The organism is Blastococcus sp. TML/M2B, from assembly GCF_016612865.1.
In the GTDB taxonomy this organism is placed as follows: domain Bacteria; phylum Actinomycetota; class Actinomycetes; order Mycobacteriales; family Geodermatophilaceae; genus Blastococcus.
Map to the genome: position 1 here is coordinate 291,278 of NZ_JAENZZ010000001.1, position 18,147 is coordinate 309,424.

Consider the following 18,147-nt stretch of genomic DNA (forward strand, 5'->3'; position numbering starts at 1 on the left):
CGAGCCGTGGGCACGGACCCGGGTGGCGAGGGGCTGGCCCACCAGCTGAAGCACCAGGTGCCGCTGATGCTGTGGCTGGTCTTCGTCTGGATGCTGCTGTGGGGCACCTGGTCGTGGGCGAACCTGATCAGCGGGTCCGTGGTGGCCCTGGCGGTGACCGTGCTGCTGCCGCTGCCCCCGGTGATCGGCGGCGCACGGGTGCACCCGGTGGGGCTGGCGGTCTTCGTCGGCTACTTCTTCGTCGACCTGGTGCGCTCGGCGGCGCTGGTGGCGTGGCAGACGCTGCGGCCGGGCGGGATCGGCAACAGCGCGATCATCCAGGTGCAGATGCGCACCGACTCCGACCTGCTGCTGACCATCGTGGCCGAGTCGCTGACGCTGGTGCCCGGCTCGGTGGTGATCGACATGGACCGCGAGCGGCGGACGCTGTCGCTGCACATCCTGCACGTGCGCGACCTCGCCGACGTGGAGTCGCGCCGGGCCGCGGTGCTGGCCGAGGAGGAGCGGGTGGTGCGGGCGTTCGGGTCGCCGGACGAGATCGCCGCGCTCGCGCACGCCCCGGGTGAGGCGCCGGTCGCGACGGGGAGGCGGACACCGTGATCGCCGTGTTCTGGGCGGCCTACGTGATGCTCGGCGCGGGTGCGCTGCTCACCCTGGTGCGGCTGGCGCGCGGCCCGTCGCTGCTGGACCGGGTGGTGGCCACCGACGTCCTGCTGGTGATCATCTCGGCGGGCCTGGCGGTGTACGCGGCGCTGCAGCGCGACCCGACCGTCGTGCCGGTGCTCGTGGTGGTGTCGCTGCTGGCCTTCGTCGGCTCGGTGTCGGTGGCCCGCTACATCGGCGGCATGCTCCTCACCTCCGGCGGGGACGGCCAGGACGTCGGCCTGCCGCTGGCCGACGAGGAGCGGATCGCCCGAGGGGCGGAGGAGGAGCGGCGATGAGCGACGTGGACAGCGTCCGCGACGTCGTGGCCGTGGTGCTCCTGCTGGCGGGGGCGTTCCTGTGCCTCACCGCCGGGCTGGGCCTCGTGCGGTTCCACGACGTGCTGACCCGCATGCACGCGGGCACCAAGCCGCAGGTGCTCGGCATCCTGCTGATCATGATCGGCGGCGCGATCCGGCTGGAGGGCTGGTCGGCAACGTGGATGCTGCTGCTGGTCGCGGTGTTCCAGATGCTCACCGCCCCGGTGAGCGCGCACATGATCAGCCGGGTGGCCTACCGCCGGCGGCACGTGCGGCGCGACCTGCTGCTGGTCGACGAGCTGCGCACCGGCGAGGCGGCCGACCGGCTGTACCGCGGCGACGAGCCGGCCGACGCCCCGCCGGAGGAGCCCGCGACGGCGCTCGAGGAGAGCCGTCGCGACGAGGGGACCCTCCCGCCCGCCTGAGCGGGAGGGACCCCCGGTCCGCCTAGCGCTGGGCCCGGTTGACCGCGGAGACGACCGCGCGCAGCGAGGCGGTGACGATGTTGGCGTCGATGCCGACGCCCCACAGGATGCGGTCGCCGACGGCGCACTCGACGTAGGCGGCCGCGCGGGCGTCGCCGCCGGCGGAGAGCGCGTGCTCGGCGTAGTCCAGCACCCGGACGTCGACGTCCACGCCGGACAGGGCGTCGACGAACGCGGCGATGGGGCCGTTGCCGCGGCCCTGCAGCGTCACCGGGACGCCGTTGTCCACCAGGTCGACGACGATCTCGTCCTCCTGTTCCCCGCTGGCGGTGTGCCGGTGCCCGGCCAGGCCGAACCGGCCCCACGGGGCGTCGGGGTCGGGCAGGTACTCGTTGGAGAACGCGGTCCACATCTGGGCCGCGGTCACCTCGCCGCCCTCGTCGTCGGTGTGCTGCTGGATGACCGCGCTGAACTCGATCTGCAGCCGGCGGGGCAGGTCGAGGTGGTTCTCGGTCTTCATGATGTAGGCGACGCCGCCCTTGCCGGACTGGCTGTTCACCCGGATGACGGCCTCGTAGCTGCGGCCGACGTCCTTGGGGTCGATCGGCAGGTACGGCACCGCCCACGGCATCCGGTCGACGGTGGTGCCGGCGGCCGCGGCGTCGGCCTCGAGGGCCTTGAAGCCCTTGTTGATCGCGTCCTGGTGGGAGCCGGAGAACGCGGTGTAGACCAGGTCGCCGCCGTAGGGGTGCCGCTCGTGCACGCCCAGCTGGTTGCAGTACTCGACGGTGCGGCGGATCTCGTCGATGTCGGAGAAGTCGATCTGCGGGTCGATGCCCTGGCTGAACAGGTTCAGGCCCAGGGTGACCAGGTCGACGTTGCCGGTGCGCTCGCCGTTGCCGAACAGGCAGCCCTCGATGCGGTCGGCGCCGGCGCGGTAGCCCAGCTCGGCGGCGGCGACGGCGGTGCCGCGGTCGTTGTGCGGGTGCAGGCTGAGGACCACCGAGTCGCGGCGGCCCAGGTTGCGGTGCATCCACTCGATCTGGTCGGCGTAGACGGTCGGCTCGGCCATCTCGACGGTGGCCGGCAGGTTGAGGATCGTCGGCCGGTCGGGGGTGGGCTCCCAGACGTCGGTGACGGCGTCGCAGATCTCGACGGCGAAGTCGAGCTCGGTGCCGGTGAAGGACTCGGGGGAGTACTCGTAGCGGATGTCGGTGTCGCCCATCTGCTCGGCGAACTTCCGCACCACCCGGGCGCCGTGGACGGCGATGTCGACGATGCCGGCGCGGTCGGAGTCGAACACGACGCGGCGCTGCAGGGTGCTGGTCGAGTTGTACAGGTGGACGATCGCCTGCTTGGCGCCGACCAGGGACTCGAACGTGCGCTCGATGAGCTCGTCGCGGGCCTGCGTCAGCACCTGGATGCAGACGTCGTCGGGGACCAGGTCGTCCTCGATGAGCTGCCGGACGAAGTCGAAGTCGGTCTGGCTGGCCGCGGGGAAGCCGACCTCGATCTCCTTGTAGCCCATGCCGACCAGCAGCTGGAACATGCGCCGCTTGCGATCGGGGGTCATCGGGTCGATGAGGGCCTGGTTGCCGTCACGCAGGTCGACCGCGCACCAGCGCGGGGCCTGGGTGGTGACGCGGTCGGGCCACGTGCGGTCGGCCAGGACGACCGGGGTGAAGGGGGCGTAGCGGTGGATCGGCATCCGCGAGGCCTGCTGCGGATGGCGTACGTGCGGGTGCTGCTCGTTCACGGAAGGGCTCCTCTGGCGCGGGCTGGACTCAGCTCCGGTGGGGCGGTCAGCAGGCGCCGGGAACGCGTGGGGTCACGGCGGGACACCGCGGCGAGGGGGCCGACCTAGGAGAGGGCCTCGCCGCGGCTCATAAGCAGGAGGCTGCCGCGCACGCCGTCACGGTACCAGCGCCTCAGGCGAGGTCGCAGGAACACGGGCAGCTCTCGGTGTGGACGGGCGGCCCGGACCGGTCGTCGAGCTCGTCGCACGCCGGCGGGCACGCGCACTCGAAGCCGGGGTCGCCGCTCCGGAGCTCGCCTGCGAGGAACCGGTGCGCCCGTTCCTCGCGGAGGCGGCGGATCGCGGCGAGACGCCGGGCCGCGGCCCGCTCCTCCGGTGCGTCGCCGGGCTGCGGCACGAGGTGGTCGTCCGGCCGGTCCCCTGCCCGGGTGCCGGCGTCGTCCCACGGAGAGCGGCGGTCGAACGTGTACGTCGGCCGGCGCAGGGTCGGGCGGTGCTCCCACCTCCAGGCGCGCTCCTCGCTCAGCACGGTGTCGAGGTGGGCCGGGAACCGCCGTCCGCCCCTGTCCCGCACGCCGTCCGGGCGCATGCCCCGGACCTCGTGGTCGTCGCCGTCGAGCAGCGCCAGGCGCAGGCCGGCCAGGTCCGCCGCTGCCGCGAGGACACGGACGTCGAGGCCACCACCGCCGGTCTCAGCAGCCGCGATCGCGGACTTCGAGGCGCCGACCCGCGCGGCCAGCTCGCGCTGCGACAGGTCGGCCGACCGGCGGATGCGGCGCAGGATGCCGCTCAGGTCGAAGCCGGTCCCGGGCACGTGTCGATGGTGGTCGACCCCGACCGCCGTCCCGGGGCAGCTCGTGCATCTGTGGACAGCCGGTCCGTGCCCACAGGGTCGGCGGCGGACGCCCGGCGGTCCTGCGAACACTCTTCCCCGCACAGTTGGCTTCTGCCCACGGAGATGGGCAGAAGCCAACTGTGCGCGGGAGCATCGGGCGAGGTCGCGCTCCGGGGCGACGGGTCAGACCTGCGCCGCGGCCCACAGGACGCAGGCCAGGAGGATGACCAGGCTGCTGAGCAGGGCGGTGCCGTTGGTGCCGAGGGAGCGCATGTCAGACCATTCCGAACTTCTCGCTGTGGACGCGGTGGCGGGGGACGTCGAGCCAGTCGAGGTAGGCCTCGACGGACTCGACCATCTGCTCCCCCGAGCAGATGAAGTACTGCAGGGAGCGGCGGTGCTGCGGCAGCAGGCGGTCGAGCAGATCGGCGTCGACGTGCCCCCGCACCCCGGTCCACTGCTCCGACGGTCGGCTGATGACGTGGACCACCCGGAGGTTCAGCCGGTCCTGCAGGCGGGCGAGCTGCCGCACGCCGGTCACCTGGTCCTCGTACCGGTTGGCGAGGATCAGCGTGCAGGGCCGCTGGTCGCCCTGGTCGGCGAGGGTGGCGAGCATGCTGAGGAACGGCGTGACCCCGACCCCGGCCGCGATGAAGACGAAGCCCATGCCCGGGTGCCGCTCGAGGGTGAACGAGCCGTGCGGGCCGTCGACGTAGACGGTGTCGCCGATCTGCAGGCCGCGGATGGAGTCGGTGAAGTCGCCGACCTGCTTGATGGTGAACTCGACGCGGGCCGCGTGCGCGCTCGACGACATCGAGAACGGGTGGTACGTCAGCGTGAACGGGGTCCGGCCCGGGAGGATCCAGGCGAACTGGCCGGCGCGGAAGCGGAACGGGCGGGCGTGCCGCCGCGCGGGCTCGAGCCCCACGGTGACGCTCCCGCCCGGCTCGGGCCACAGCGTGGCCACGCGGAAGCGGCGCCGCCACAGCGCCAGGGGCTTCACCAGCCGGACCCACACGGCCAGCCACAGGAAGGCCGCGGTGTAGCAGCCCCAGACCAGGCGCATCAGGGGTTCGCTGAAGTAGTAGCCGACGCCGAACGCGTGGCCGAGGCCGGCGAGGACGATCCCCACCCCGAGGGCGGAGTGGAGCACGTGCCACACCGGGTAGCTGATCCGCAGCGCCCGCCGCCAGATCGAGGTCACCATCAGCGCCAGCAGGGCGAGGACCGACAGCCACGCCAGCTGGGCGCGCAGCGGGGCGTGGACGACGTCGAGCAGCCGGCGGTAGGTGTCCGACGTGCAGAACAGCAGCACCGGGTGGCCGAAGGCGGCCAGCACCGCGAGGAACGAGATCTGTCGGTGGTACCGCAGGACCGCGTCGATCCCGAACGGGGCCGTCGCGCGGGTGAAGCGGGCGGCCAGGGCGAACTGCAGGCCCAGGACCGACAGGGCGACGAATCCCAGCGCCACCGACAGGTTGACGACGAAGCCCCGCCCGGCGTGCTCCTCGCCGAAGCACAGCGCCAGGGGGGTCAGGCCGATGGCGACGTGCCCCGCGACCCACCCCGCCGCCCGTCCGCCGGTGGAGGGGGCGGCCCGCCGGGGCCGGCTCTGGACCGCCGGGTAGCTGCCGGAGTCCGGCGCGGGCAGTCGCGGAGGGTGCGGTCGCGGCGTGGGCCGTCGTGGCGCGGGCACCGGCCGGGAGGGGAGCGAGGCGCGCTCCTCGGAGTGCCGGCCACCGCTCCGGGTCGACACGAGCGGCGTGGACATGGCTCTCCTGGAGGACGCGACCGGGGAAGGTGGGCGGCGGAGCCCACGGGCACGGCACCGCTCACGGCGGGGCGCGAGGCGACGAGACGCACCGTGCTCGGCTGACGACGGTAGGTGACCGAGCGGGCTCGGAGAAGGTGTGAGACGGACCGGTCCGCATCCGTGCTGGTCGGGGACCACCGTGATGTCGGTCACCGCGTGCCGGGGGAGTGCCCGCGCGGTCAGAAGCCCTTGCGCAGGCGCAGGCGCAGGCGCAGCGGGCGGCCGTCGGGATCGACCAGCAGCCGGTAGACCGGCGTGGCCCACAGCCGGGTGAGCCGGGAGAGCTTCTCCGGGCGGTGCGGTTGCAGGCGGCCGGGCGGGCGAGGGCCCTGCCGGCCACCCTCGTGCCACTCCGCCAGTGCGGCCGCGCGCGCCTCCAGGGTGTCGACGAAGCGCTGCACGTCGATCGCCAGCTCGTCCTCGGCGCCGTCGGGATCGAGGTCCAGGTGCTCGCGGGCGAGCGCGAGGCGCAGGTCCCGGGCGAACACCCGCGCACCGTCGCCGGCACCACCCGGGTCGAGGGGTTCCCGCGCATCGCGCGTCGTGTCGAGCACCGCCGTGGACAGCTCGCTGTCATGGGTCCAGGAGCGCCGGTTGAAGTTGTCGCTGCCGATGCTGGCCCACACGTCGTCGACGACGCAGACCTTGGCGTGCACGTAGACCGGCGTCCCCTCGTGGTTCTCCACGTCGAAGACGTGCACCCGCTCCTTGCCGCCGGCCCGCACGCAGAGGTCGATCGCCTGCCGGCGGCCCACGTACTGGGGCGTCGCGTTGAACGAGCCCTCCTGGTCCGGCAGCCGGGGGACCACCACCACCAGGTGCAGGTCGGGGTTGGCCTCGAGAGCGTCGGCGAACAGCTGGGCCACCTCGGCCGACCACAGGTACTGGTCCTCCAGGTAGATCAGCCGGCGGGCCCTCCTGATCGCCTTCGTGTAGCCCCGCGCGACCGACCGTTCGCCCTCGGGCGCGAAGTCGTAGGCGGGTCGGATCTTCGGGTAGGTGCGCAGCGTCTGCGCCAGGTGCGGCCCGCACTCCGCCGGCGGCGGCAGCTCCGGCGGCAGCGGTGAGGGGTCCAGCCGGGCCCGCCGGAACCGGTCGACCAGGTAGGCGATCGGGTTGCCGCTGTCGGGATTGGTGGGGTCGTCCCAGCGTTCCCGGAACACCGTCTCCAGCACCGCGACGGCCGGGCCGCGGATCTCTGCCTGCACGTCGTGCCAGGGAGGGGTGCGGCCGTAGGCGTCCGACATCCGCACCGCCTGCGGGTCCCCGCCGTGCGCGGCGTCGTCCCGCCGGCTGTGGCACAGGTCGATCCCCCCGGCGAAGGCGACGTCGCGGGACGGATCGCCGGGGCTGCGGACGAGCACCAGCTTCTGGTGGTGGCTGCCCGCCCGCCGCACCCGCTGGTCGAGCACGATCTTGCCGCCGTCCTCCTCGATCTCCCGGTCCAGCGCCCGGTTCTCCTCCTTGCTGAAGGACATCGCGTCGGTGTGCGAGCGCCAGACCAGCCCCCGGACATCCACCCCGCGCCGGGACGCCGCGCTGAACAGCTCGTCGACGGTGGGCCCGTCGGCGCGGAGCCGCTGGTCGGGATCGCCGCGCCAGTCGGTGAACCACAACCGGTCGCCCTCGCCCAGCTGCTGCACGACCTCGACCAGCCGGTCGAAGTACGCGGCGCCGTGCAGGAGGGGGCGGACGAGGTTCCCCGACGTCCACGCGGGGAGGGGGGTGCCCGGGTTCCCGCGCTCCTCCGAGGTCAGCAGCCAGCGCGACGGGTCGTCCACCGGCCGATCCCACCCTGCGGGAACGGCGGACGCAACCGCCGGCGCCTGCGCCGACGTCGGTAGCCTGTGGACCCGTGGCCCTCGTCGTCCAGAAGTACGGCGGCTCCTCCGTCGCCTCCGCAGCACACATGAAGCGTGTCGCCGAGCGGATCGTCGCCGCCAAGCAGAACGGCGACGACGTCGTCGTCGTGGTCTCCGCGATGGGGGACAGCACCGACGAGCTGCTCGACCTCGCCGGGCAGATCACCGACGAACCGCCCGGTCGCGAGCTCGACATGCTGCTGACCGCGGGCGAGCGCATCTCCATGGCGCTGCTCGCGATCGCCATCTCGACCCACGGCTACGAGGCGCGCTCGTTCACCGGCTCGCAGGCCGGCGTCATCACCACCGGCAGCCACGGCAAGGCCCGGATCATCGACGTCACGCCCGGCCGGCTGCGCTCCGCGCTGGACGAGGGCTCGATCGTCATCGTCGCCGGCTTCCAGGGCGTCAGCCAGGACACCAAGGACATCACCACGCTCGGCCGCGGTGGCTCCGACACCACGGCCGTCGCAGTCGCCGCCGCGCTGAACGCCGACGTCTGCGAGATCTACACCGACGTCGACGGCGTCTTCACCGCCGACCCGCGCATCGTCCCCGAACGCCCAGCGGCTCGACACCATCACCTACGAGGAGATGCTCGAGCTCGCCGCGTCCGGGGCGAAGGTGCTCATGCTCCGCTGCGTCGAGTACGCCCGCCGCTACGGCATCCCCGTGCACGTCCGCAGCTCCTACTCACAGCTCCCCGGCACGATCGTGTCCGGCTCGATGGAGGACCTCCCGGTGGAACAGGCGATCATCACGGGCGTCGCGCACGACCGCTCCGAGGGCAAGATCACCGTCTACGGGGTGCCGGACCGGCCGGGCGAGGCCGCCCAGCTCTTCCGCGTCCTGGCCGACGCCGAGGTCAACATCGACATGATCGTGCAGAACGTGTCGACGGCCGCGGACAAGCTCGCCGACATCTCCTTCACGCTGCCCAAGGGCGACGGCCCCACCGCGCTGGCCGCCCTGGAACGGGTGAAGCACACCGTCGGTTACACCGACGTGAGCTTCGACCAGCACATCGGCAAGGTGTCGCTGGTCGGCGCCGGCATGCGCTCGCACCCGGGCGTCTCCGCCAAGTTCTTCGGCGCGCTCGCCGACGCCGGCGTGAACCTCGAGCTCATCAGCACCTCGGAGATCCGCATCTCCGTGGTCTGCCGCGACACCGACGTCGACATCGCCGTCCGCGCGGTGCACGACGCCTTCGACCTCGGCTCGGACGTCGAGGCCGTCGTCTACGGAGGGACCGGACGATGACCATGCGCCCGCTCAACGTCGGGATCGTCGGCGCGACCGGCCAGGTCGGCGCGGCCATGCGCTCGATCCTGGCCGAGCGCGACCTGCCGATCGCCTCGATCCGCTTCTTCGCCTCCGCCCGCTCCGCCGGCAGCACGCTGCCGTGGGGCGACGGCGAGATCACCGTCGAGGACGCCGCCACCGCCGACCCCACCGGCCTGGACGTCGCGCTGTTCTCCGCCGGTGCGACCACGTCGCGCGCGCAGGCCCCCCGGTTCGCCGAGGCCGGCGTCACCGTCATCGACAACAGCTCCGCGTTCCGCCGCGACCCGGAGATCCCGCTGGTCTGCAGCGAGGTCAACCCCGGCGACATCGCCAAGGCGCACGGCCGGATCATCGCCAACCCGAACTGCACCACCATGGCCGCGATGCCGGTGCTCAAGCCGCTGCACGACGAGGCCGGCCTGGTCCGCATCATCGCCAGCACCTACCAGGCGGTCTCGGGTTCGGGCATCGCCGGCGTCCGGGAGCTGCACTCGCAGGCCCGCGCCGTCGTCGACAAGGCCGACGAGCTGGCCTACGACGGCTCCGCGGTCGAGTTCCCAGCGCCCGCCACGTACGTCGCGCCGATCGCCTTCAACGTGCTGCCCATGGCGGGTTCCGTCGTCGACGACGGCAGCTTCGAGACCGACGAGGAGCAGAAGCTCCGCAACGAGAGCCGCAAGATCCTCGGCATCCCCGACCTGCGCGTCTCGGGCACCTGCGTGCGGGTGCCCGTCTTCACCGGCCACTCGCTGTCGCTGAACGTGGAATTTCAGCGTGAGATCAGTGTCGAGCGGGCCACCGAGCTGCTGGCCGCAGCACCCGGCGTCGAGCTCTCCGAGGTCCCGACCCCGCTGCACGCCGCCGGCCGCGACCCGAGCTACGTGGGCCGCATCCGGCAGGACGGCGAGCGCGGCCTCGCGCTGTTCGTCAGCAACGACAACCTGCGCAAGGGCGCCGCGCTCAACACCATCCAGATCGCCGAGCTCATCGCATCGTCACGCTCCGCGTGACACCGCGACCAGGAGCCGTGCCCCGGGTGCGCTGAGCGCGTCCCCGTCGCGGTTGCTCACGGCTTGACGTGCTGGAGGGCGAAGGCGAGGGCGACCTCGACCTGGCGGATGGTCTCCTCGATGACCAGCGAGCCGTGGCCGGCGTCGAAGCGGTAGACCTCGTGCTCCTTGCCGAGCTCGGCCAGCCGGGCCAGGTAGTTGTCGATCTGCCGGATGGGGCAGCGGGGGTCGTTGGCGCCCGCGACCACCAGCACCGGGGCGGCGACGGCGTCGACGTAGGTGATCGGCGAGGAGCGCACGTACACGTCGCGCACCTCGTCCGGTGAGCCGCCGAACAGCGCGCGGTCGTAGGCCCGCAGGCCCTCCATCTCGTCCTCGTAGGCGGCCAGGTAGTCCGCCACCGGCACCTCGGCGATGCCGGCCGCCCAGCGCTCCGGCTGGGTGCCCAGGCCGAGGAGGGTGAGGAAGCCGCCCCACGAGCCGCCGGTCAGCAGCGCGCGGGCCGGGTCGACGATCCCCTCGGCGACCAGGGCGTCGTAGACGGCGCCGATGTCCTCCAGCTCGGTCAGGCCCGGACGGCCGGTGAGCGCGTCCCGCCAGGCCGAGCCGTAGCCCGTGGAGCCCCGGTAGTTGACGTGGACGACGGCGTAGCCCGCGTCCACGTAGGCCGCACGGCGGGCGCGGTAGGAGTCGTCGTCGGCCGCCTCGGGGCCGCCGTGCACGAGGAACGCGGTCGCGTACGGCCCGTCGCCGGCCGGGCGCACCAGCAGCGCGTGGATGTCCCCGCCCGGGCCGGGCACCCAGCGGTCCTCGACCGGGTAGGCCGCGGGCGGCTCCTCCTCGCTCACCGAGAGGACGACGGGCCCGTCCGCGCGACGGATCACCGGCGGCAGCTCGGCGTTGGACCAGGCCAGCTCCACCGTTCCGTCCGGGCGCGCGGTGGCCCCGCGGACGACGCCGGTCGGCGTGTCCAGCTTCTCCAGGGCCCCGCTGGCCAGGTCGTAGCGGTAGAGCTCGGTGCGGGCGGCGTGGTCGTGGCCCACCAGCAGCGCGCTGCCGTCGGGGTACCAGCCGGCCGAGACGTCGCCGGGCAGGTCCAGGTCGAGCTCGGTCTCGGTGCCGGTCGCGACGTCCCAGATCAGCAGCTCCTCGCGGCCGCGGCGCTCGTGGCCGACCAGCAGCCGGGTGTCCCCGGGCAGCGGCGCGAACTCCGAGGCGTGCAGGCCCAGGCCCTCGCCGTCCCACTTCTCGGCGACGACGGCCGGCGCCTCCTCGGTGGTGTCGGCGGTCCGCAGCACGCGCAGCGCCGGGTAGCGCGGGTCGCCGTGCTCGGAGTGCGAGATGACCAGCAGGTCGCCGTCGTGGGTGAGGGCGTCGACCGACGCCGGGTCGGGGTGCCGGTAGACCACCCGCGGGTCGGCGCCGCGGGGGCAGAGCCACAGCTCGCTGCCGTCGTCGGTGGAGCGCCCGATGGCCACCACGTCGTCGCCGAGCTCCAGGCCCGCCGGGTAGGCCGGCCCGACCTCGGGGACGGCGACGACGTCGGGGCCGCCGGCGAAGGGCTGGGTCATCCAGACGCCGAACTCGTCGCCGTCGGTGTCGGCGAACCACCAGATCGTCTCGCCGTCGGGGCTCAGCGTGCCGATGAGCGTGCCGTTCGGCCGGTCGGTGACCTGGCGGTGGGTGCCGGTCGAGCGGTCCCACGCGTACTGCTCGATGACGCCGCTGACGTCGGAGGCGTAGAGGTTGCGGTGCGGGGCGTCGAACGCCCAGTCCGGCAGCGACACCCGCGGGGCGCGGAAGCGCGCCTGCCAGCGGGCGGTGACCTCGGGGGGAAGGGCGGGGGCGGTCGGCTCGGACGTCACCGCACCATCTTGCCCCTGACCGGAAACGACTCAGGGGCCGCCATCGGCGGCCCCTGAGTGCTGGTCGGGGTGACAGGATTTGAACCTGCGGCCTCGTCGTCCCGAACGACGCGCGCTACCAAGCTGCGCCACACCCCGAGGTGCGCTGGACGAGTCTAGCGCTCCCCGCTCGCGCCCCGACCGGCGGGGGCGGCGGCGGCTGCGGCCTCCCGCGCGACGAGGGTGAGCAGCGTGGCCTCGGGCGGGCAGGCGAAGCGGACCGGGGCGTAGGGGCTGGTCCCGAGACCTGCCGAGACGTGCAGCCACGTGCCGTTCGGGCGCTCGGCGTCCGGCTCCGCCCAGCGGTGCAGCCAGCGCACCCGGTCGCGGTCGATGCCGCAGTTGGTGACCAGCGCGCCGTAGAAGGGCACCCGGAGCTGGCCGCCGTGGGTGTGCCCGCACAGCATCAGGTCGTAGCCGTCGGAGGCGAACCGGTCGAGCACCCGCGGCTCGGGGGAGTGCGCCAGGCCCAGGCGCAGATCGGCGGAGCGGTCGGCGGGCCCGGCGACGACGTCGTACCGGTCGCGCTTGAGGTGCGAGTCGTCGACACCGGCGAGCGCGATCCGCCGGTCGCCGACGACGAGCTCGCCGGCGCCGTTGGTGAGGTCCAGCCAGCCGCGGTCGCGCATGCCGTCGCGCAGGTCCCGCCAGGGCAGCTCGTCGCCGTGCACCCGCTTGTGGCTGGGGAAGAAGTACTTGAACGGGTTCTTCGGCCGGGGCGCGTAGTAGTCGTTGCTGGCCAGGACGAAGGCGCCCGGCCGGTCCATGAGGGGGTCCAGCGCCCGCAGCGTGCCCGGGACGGCGTCGAAGCCGGCCAGGTTGTCGCCGGTGTTGATGACCAGGTCCGGCTCGAGGGCGGCCAGAGCTGCGACCCACTCCTGCTTGGACCGCTGGGTCGCGGTCATGTGCAGGTCGGACAGGTGCAGGACGGTCAGCGGCGCGGAGCCCGGCGCGAGCACCGGCACCTCGAAGCGGCGCAGCGTCCAGCGGGTGCGCTCGTAGAGGCTCGCGTAGGCGATCGTGCCGGCGCCGGTGGCGGCGAGGGCTGCGGGGACGGTGTACCAGCGCACACCGGGGAGCCTACGGGCGCGGGCCCGCGGGCCGCCGTGCCAGGCTGGGAACGTGAGTGACCTGAAGAAGCAGCTGCGCGACGACCTGACCACCGCCATGAAGGCCCGCGACGAGCTGCGCACCGCGACGCTGCGCATGGTGCTGACCGCCGTGAGCGCGGAGGAGGTCTCCGGCAAGGAGGCCCGCGAGCTCGACGACGACGAGGTGCAGGCGGTGCTGCGCCGCGAGGCGAAGAAGCGCAAGGAGGCCGCGGAGGCGTTCGCCGGGGCCGGCCGGGCCGAGCAGGCCGAGCGCGAGCGGGCCGAGGGTGAGGTGCTCGCCGGCTACCTGCCGGCCCAGCTGGAGGACGCCGACCTGGCCGCGATCGTCGCCGACGTGATCACCCGCACCGGGGCCTCCGGCATGAAGGACATGGGCAAGGTCATGGGCGCGGCGAACGGCGTCGTCGCGGGTCGGGCCGACGGCGGGCGCGTGGCCGCCGAGGTGCGCCGCCAGCTCGGCTGAGCCGGCTCAGGGCGCCGGCGGGGGCTCGGGTGCCGGCGGCGGCTCGGGCGCCGGCTCGCCCGGCTGGGTGCGGGGCCCTCCGCCCGGGCCCTGCGGCCCACCCGGAGCGGGTGGCTGGGGCTGGGGCTGCTGCTGCGGTTGCTGGGTGGGGTCGGGCTGCTGCGTCGGCGACGGCGTCTCGACCGGCCGCGGCCCGGCGCTGACCAGGATCGCCACCGGCTCCCGCACGTAGGCCTGCTGACCGACCGCCGGGCTGGTGCCCAGGAAGGTGCCGCGGGGGGAGTCGCTCTCCACCGTGCGGCTGGTGACCTGCAGGCCGGCGGCGGTGAGGGCCTGCTCGCACTCGGCGGGGGAGGAGCAGCTCGGCACCGGAACGCTGCGGCCGTTGAGCACCTGCGGGTCCGGCGGGGCGAACGGCACGTTCGGCTGGGCGCTCAGGATCGGCGCCATGGCGTCGTGCCAGATGGTGGCCGGCTTGTTGCCGCCGAAGCCGCCGACGTCCTGGTTCTCCTTGGGGTTGAGCACCATCACGCTGGCCGCGTACTGCGGGGTGTAGCCGACGAACGCCACCGAGAAGTTGTTCTGCGAGGTGCCGGTCTTGCCGGCGATGTCGACGCCCGGGACGGCGGCCCGGGTGCCGGTGCCCTCCGGGCTCATGACGTCACCCTTGAGGATGTCGTTCAGCGTGGTGGCCACGCCCGGCGGGATCGCCTCCGGGGTGCAGGCGTTGCCGGCCCACACCGGCGTGCCGTCGTCCTTCTCGAGCGGCTCACCGAAGCGGTCCAGCACGCCATCGATCGGCGTGGGCGGGCAGGCCGTGCCGTTGGCCGCCATGGTGCCGTAGGCGCTGGCGAGGTCCAGCGGGCTGGTGGCCTCCGACCCGAGGGTGAACGAGCCGCGGCGCTCGGCGATGATCTGGTCGGCCACCGGGTCGAGGGACCGCAGCCCCATCGCCTGGGCCATCCGCACCGGCTGCTCGACGCTGCCCAGCTGGTCGAGCAGGGCCAGGAAGTAGGTGTTGGACGAGCGCACCAGGGCGCCGCGCATGTCGAGCGTGTCCGGGTAGTTGCCCACGTTCTGCACGCAGTACATGCCGCGCGCGTTGGTGCCGTTGCGGTCGGCGCCGCAGCTGGGGCCGCGGAAGATCCGGGAGGTGTAGCGGTCGCCCGGGGTGGAGATCGTCGTGGTCGCCGGGATGCCCTCGGCGAGCGCTGCGGCGGCGGTGAAGACCTTGTACGTCGAACCCGCGCCCTGGCTGGCGCGGGCGTTCAGGATGACCGGACTCGCACTCCTGGCCGTCACAGCCGAAGCGCCGGTTGACGCTCATCGCCAGCAGCTTGCCGGTGCCCGGCTCCAGTGCGGTGTACATGCCGGCGAGGGGGTCGCCCATGGGCAGCGTGTTGAGCACCGCCTGGTCCCCCAGCACCTGCATGTCCGGGCGCAGCGTGGTCTGGATGGTCAGCCCGTCGGTCTTCAACTGGCTCTCGGTGAGGCCGAGCTCCCCGGTGAGGTAGTTGACGGCGTAGGCGCAGAAGAAGCCGCCGATGGTGGCGTCGATGCAACCGTTGGCCGGGGGGATGCCGGGCGCGACCTCGACGGGGGTGGCCGCGATCTCGGTGTACTGCTGCTCGGTGATGTGCCCGAGGTCGAACATCCGCTTCAGCACCTGGTTGCGCCGCGTCTGCGCGTTCTCCGGGTTGTCGATCGGGTCGTCGAGGAACGGGCTCTGCACCAGCCCGGCGAGCATCGCCGCCTGCGGGAGCGTCAGGTCGCGCGCGTCGACGCTGAAGTAGCGCTGGGCCGCGGCCTGGATGCCGTAGGCGCCCTTCCCGAAGTACACGATGTTCAGGTACCGGGTGAGGATCTCGTCCTTGTCGTAGGTCTCCTCGAGCGCGAGCGCCAGCCGCGCCTCGCGCAGCTTGCGCGCCGGCGTCTGCTCGGTGGCCGCGGTGCGGGCCTCGGCGGTGTCCGCCGTCTGCAGCAGCGTCTGCTTGACCAGCTGCTGGGTGAGGGTCGAGCCGCCCTCCTGCACCGAGCCCGCGACCAGGTTCTTCACCAGCGCGCGCATCGTGCCCTGCACGTCGAGCCCGTTGTGGTCGTAGAAGCGCGAGTCCTCGATGTCGACCAGCGCCTGCTTCATCACGTCGGCGATCTCGTCCGAGGCAACGGGCGTCCGGTTCTTGTCGTACAGGTTGGTGATCAGCTGCCCGTCGGCGGCGAGCACCTTCGTCATCCCGGCCGGCGTCGCGTCGGTCAGCTCCACCGGCAGCGCGTCGAGCAGGTTCGCCGAGTTGCGGGCGACCAGCCCGCCGCCCCCGACCCACGGCAGCAGGAGACCGGCCACGAGCACCCCGGCGACGACGATCGTCAGGGCGAGCTTGGCGAGCAGGCGGGTGCGGAGGCGGGCGTTGTCCGACATCGCCGCCCAATGTACGGCGCGGGGCCGACAGGAACCCCGGCTCAGCCTCGGCGCGCGGGGAGGATGCGCGTGCGCGGCGTGCCGGTCGGCGTGTCCCCGTCGGCGCCGGTCAGCGCGTCGGCCATGGTGCGCAGCCCGTCCAGGTCGTGGACGTCGCCGGCAGCGGCCGGCACGGTGCGGACGGCGACCTCCGGGTGGGCGCTGGTGAACCGGTCGGCCAGGTGCTGCTCGCGCGCGGCCAGCGTCATCCGCTCGGCGTGCACCCGCAGTGCCGCCGCGGCCAGCGGCGCGTCGGGCCCACCGGCCTCCAGCACCTCCTCGGCCGCGGCCTCGGCGCGGGTGGCCGACAGCGCGGCGGTGGCCGGCGGGTGGGTGCGGTTCACGACCAGCCCGGCCAGCGGCATCTCGTCGGCGGAGAGCCGGTCGACGAAGTAGGAGGCCTCGCGCAGCGCGTCCGGCTCCGGGGAGGCGACGACGACGAACGACGTCCCCGGCTTGCGGAGCAGCTCGTAGGTGGCGGTGGCCCGCTCGCGGAAGCCGCCGAACATGGTGTCCAGCGCGGCGACGAACGCGGAGATGTCGCGCAGCAGCTGGCCGCCGAGGATCTTCGACACGATCCGGCTGAACAGCAGGAAGCCGGCGCTGGCGAACTTGAAACCGGCCCGGCTGGGCGCCATGAGCAGCCGGATCATCGTGCCGTCGAGGAAGCGGCTCATCCGGTTCGGGGCGTCGAGGAAGTCCAGCGCCGACCGCGACGGCGGGGTGTCGACGACGATGAGGTCCCACTGGTCGCTGGCCCGCAGCTGCCCCAGCTTCTCCATCGCCATGTACTCCTGCGTCCCGGAGAACGACGAGCTCAGGGTCTGGTAGAAGGGGTTGTCCAGGACCTGCTGGGCCCGCTCGGGCGTCGAGTGCGCGGCGACGACGTCGTCGAACGTCCGCTTCATGTCCAGCATCATCGCGTGCAGCTCGCCCGGGGCCCCCGGGACGTCGACCCGCCGCGGCTCGTTGTCGAGCTCGGTCAGGCCCAGCGACTGCGCCAGCCGGCGGGCCGGGTCGATGGTGAGGACGACGACGCTGCGGCCGGCCTCGGCGGCGGCCAGGGCGAGCGCGGCCGACGTCGTCGTCTTGCCGACGCCGCCGGCGCCGCAGCAGACGACGATCCGGGTCGCCGGGTCGGCGATCAGCGCGCCGAGGTCGAGCGCGGGTGCCTGCGGGCGGGGCCGGGCGGCGGTCACGCGGCGACGTCCTCGGCGAGCAGGTGCTCCTCGAGCCGTCCGGCGAGCTCGAACAGCGAGCCGAGGTCCACCGGGCCGGTGAGCAGCGGCAGCTCGACCGTGGGCTGGCCGAGCGCCTCGACGTCGTCGCGCAGCGCGTCCTGAGCGGCCCAGCGGCGGGCGTGCTCGACGGTTTGGGTGGCCAGCGCCTCGGCGACCGCGCCGTCGCCGGGCAGGTGCGCGGCGGCCAGCGCGGGGGCGAGGTCGGCGCCGGTGAGCCCGTCGTCCGCGGCGCGGGCGAGGTCAGCGGGCGGGAGCACGGGCTCGGTGGCCAGGTTGACGATCACCGAGCCGATCGGCAGCCCGGCCTCGCGCAGCTCGGCGATCGCGTCGGCGGTCTCCTGCACGGGCATGTCCTCGAGGATCGTGACCAGGTGGACGGCGGTCTGCGGCGACTTCAGCACCGCCATCACGCCGTCGCTCTGGGTCTTGATGGGGCCGGAGCGGGCCAGCTGCGACATCTCGCCGGTGACGCCGAGGAAGCGCGTGATCCGGCCGGTGGGCGGCGCGTCGACGACGACGGCGTCGTAGACCGGGTGGCCGTCCTTGCGGCGGCTGACCGCCTCCTTGATCTTCCCGGTGATGAGCACGTCGCGCAGGCCCGGGGCGATGGCCGTGGCGAAGTCGATCGCGCCCATCTTGCGCAGCGCCCGGCCGGCGCGGCGCAGGTTGTAGAACATGTCGAGGTAGTCCAGCAGCGCCTCCTCGACGTCGATGGCCAGCGCGCGCACCTCGCCGCCGCCGCGGGCCACGGCCACGCGGCGCTCCTCGTAGGGCAGCGGCGCGGTGTCGAACAGCTGGGCGATGCCCTGGCGGCCCTCGGTCTCGACGAGGAGCACCGAGCGCCCGTCGGCCGCGAGTGCGAGCGCCAGCGCCGCCGCGACGGTGGTCTTCCCCGTCCCGCCCTTGCCGGTGACGACGTGCAGGCGCGCGGACGAGGGGTCGGGGCTCACCGCTCCAGCGTAGGAGCAGGTCGGTCGCCCGGCCCGGCGCAGCCGGGGACGCATGCTCGGCGGGCGCCGCCC

The 18,147-nt window shown here is 73.5% G+C and carries 14 protein-coding genes, 1 tRNA gene and 2 pseudogenes; 6 read left to right on the forward strand and 11 right to left on the reverse strand.

From position 1 onward, the window contains the following. Positions 1–6: 6 nt before the first annotated feature. The 3 genes from JKP75_RS01320 to mnhG are packed head-to-tail and all read left to right on the forward strand — an operon-like array spanning position 7 to position 1,387. Complete coding sequence (locus JKP75_RS01320) at positions 7–600, forward strand: Na+/H+ antiporter subunit E (RefSeq protein WP_309229406.1); 594 nt, start codon at positions 7–9, stop codon at positions 598–600. Beyond that, positions 597–941, forward strand: coding sequence for a monovalent cation/H+ antiporter complex subunit F (locus JKP75_RS01325; protein ID WP_309229407.1), 345 nt, complete (start codon positions 597–599; stop codon positions 939–941). The genes JKP75_RS01320 and JKP75_RS01325 overlap by 4 nt, the downstream gene beginning before the upstream one ends. Then, complete coding sequence (gene mnhG / locus JKP75_RS01330; protein ID WP_200489485.1) at positions 938–1,387, forward strand: monovalent cation/H(+) antiporter subunit G; 450 nt, start codon at positions 938–940, stop codon at positions 1,385–1,387. Before JKP75_RS01325 ends, mnhG begins: the two co-directional genes overlap by 4 nt. Before the next feature lie 22 nt (positions 1,388–1,409). On the opposite strand, the gene leuA is transcribed toward mnhG, so the two are convergent. The 4 genes from leuA to JKP75_RS01350 all read right to left on the reverse strand — a co-directional run bounded on the left by leuA (position 1,410) and on the right by JKP75_RS01350 (position 7,572). Continuing rightward, positions 1,410–3,143 (reverse strand): 2-isopropylmalate synthase, encoded by a 1,734-nt coding sequence (gene leuA / locus JKP75_RS01335; protein ID WP_200489484.1) that lies wholly within the window; start codon positions 3,141–3,143, stop codon positions 1,410–1,412. Positions 3,144–3,315: 172 nt separating this feature from the next. Continuing rightward, complete coding sequence (locus JKP75_RS01340) at positions 3,316–3,957, reverse strand: helix-turn-helix domain-containing protein (RefSeq protein ID WP_200489483.1); 642 nt, start codon at positions 3,955–3,957, stop codon at positions 3,316–3,318. A gap of 295 nt (positions 3,958–4,252) precedes the next feature. Continuing rightward, positions 4,253–5,749, reverse strand: a complete 1,497-nt coding sequence (locus tag JKP75_RS01345; RefSeq protein WP_200492699.1) for a ferric reductase-like transmembrane domain-containing protein — start codon at positions 5,747–5,749, stop codon at positions 4,253–4,255. A gap of 221 nt (positions 5,750–5,970) precedes the next feature. Continuing rightward, positions 5,971–7,572 carry a phospholipase D-like domain-containing protein gene (locus JKP75_RS01350; protein ID WP_200489481.1) on the reverse strand — a complete coding sequence of 534 codons (1,602 nt, stop codon included), beginning with the start codon at positions 7,570–7,572 and terminating at the stop codon, positions 5,971–5,973. A 74-nt stretch (positions 7,573–7,646) separates the two neighbouring features. Here JKP75_RS01350 and JKP75_RS23585 point away from each other — a divergent pair. After that, positions 7,647–8,913, forward strand: a pseudogene (locus tag JKP75_RS23585) (aspartate kinase). Then, positions 8,910–9,947, forward strand: a complete 1,038-nt coding sequence (locus JKP75_RS01360; RefSeq protein ID WP_200492700.1) for an aspartate-semialdehyde dehydrogenase — start codon at positions 8,910–8,912, stop codon at positions 9,945–9,947. The pseudogene JKP75_RS23585 and the gene JKP75_RS01360 overlap by 4 nt, the downstream one beginning before the upstream one ends. A 56-nt stretch (positions 9,948–10,003) precedes the next feature. On the opposite strand, the gene JKP75_RS01365 is transcribed toward JKP75_RS01360, so the two are convergent. The 3 genes from JKP75_RS01365 to JKP75_RS01375 all read right to left on the reverse strand — a co-directional run bounded on the left by JKP75_RS01365 (position 10,004) and on the right by JKP75_RS01375 (position 12,921). Then, the gene (locus JKP75_RS01365; protein WP_200489479.1) at positions 10,004–11,812 is read right to left on the reverse strand and encodes a prolyl oligopeptidase family serine peptidase; all 1,809 of its coding nucleotides are present in this window, start codon (positions 11,810–11,812) and stop codon (positions 10,004–10,006) included. Between the two features lie 61 nt (positions 11,813–11,873). Then, a tRNA-Pro gene (locus JKP75_RS01370) sits at positions 11,874–11,950 on the reverse strand. Between the two features lie 17 nt (positions 11,951–11,967). Then, positions 11,968–12,921 (reverse strand): metallophosphoesterase, encoded by a 954-nt coding sequence (locus JKP75_RS01375; RefSeq protein ID WP_309229408.1) that lies wholly within the window; start codon positions 12,919–12,921, stop codon positions 11,968–11,970. A gap of 52 nt (positions 12,922–12,973) precedes the next feature. On the opposite strand from JKP75_RS01375, the gene JKP75_RS01380 reads away from it, so the two are divergent. Next, positions 12,974–13,426, forward strand: coding sequence for a GatB/YqeY domain-containing protein (locus tag JKP75_RS01380; protein WP_200489478.1), 453 nt, complete (start codon positions 12,974–12,976; stop codon positions 13,424–13,426). A gap of 6 nt (positions 13,427–13,432) precedes the next feature. On the opposite strand, the gene JKP75_RS20015 is transcribed toward JKP75_RS01380, so the two are convergent. The 4 genes and pseudogenes from JKP75_RS20015 to JKP75_RS01395 form a co-directional block, all read right to left on the reverse strand. Beyond that, positions 13,433–14,728 (reverse strand): penicillin-binding transpeptidase domain-containing protein, encoded by a 1,296-nt coding sequence (locus JKP75_RS20015; protein WP_309229409.1) that lies wholly within the window; start codon positions 14,726–14,728, stop codon positions 13,433–13,435. A gap of 409 nt (positions 14,729–15,137) precedes the next feature. Further along, positions 15,138–15,845 (reverse strand): annotated as a pseudogene (locus JKP75_RS20020) (transglycosylase domain-containing protein); the annotation flags it as partial. Positions 15,846–15,886: 41 nt separating this feature from the next. Continuing rightward, positions 15,887–17,083, reverse strand: a complete 1,197-nt coding sequence (locus tag JKP75_RS01390) for an ArsA family ATPase (protein ID WP_200492702.1) — start codon at positions 17,081–17,083, stop codon at positions 15,887–15,889. After that, on the reverse strand, positions 17,080–18,075 hold the full coding sequence (locus JKP75_RS01395; protein ID WP_309229410.1) for an ArsA-related P-loop ATPase: 996 nt from the start codon (positions 18,073–18,075) through the stop codon (positions 17,080–17,082). The genes JKP75_RS01390 and JKP75_RS01395 overlap by 4 nt, the downstream gene beginning before the upstream one ends. Between the last annotated feature and the right edge of the window lie 72 nt (positions 18,076–18,147).

Bases quoted from the DNA above. Each gene is read 5' to 3' on its own strand.
- mnhG (WP_200489485.1), top strand. From the start codon at position 938: ATGAGCGACGTGGACAGCGTCCGCGACGTCGTGGCCGTGGTGCTCCTG.
- JKP75_RS01345 (WP_200492699.1), bottom strand. From the start codon at position 5,749: ATGTCCACGCCGCTCGTGTCGACCCGGAGCGGTGGCCGGCACTCCGAG.
- JKP75_RS01360 (WP_200492700.1), top strand. From the start codon at position 8,910: ATGACCATGCGCCCGCTCAACGTCGGGATCGTCGGCGCGACCGGCCAG.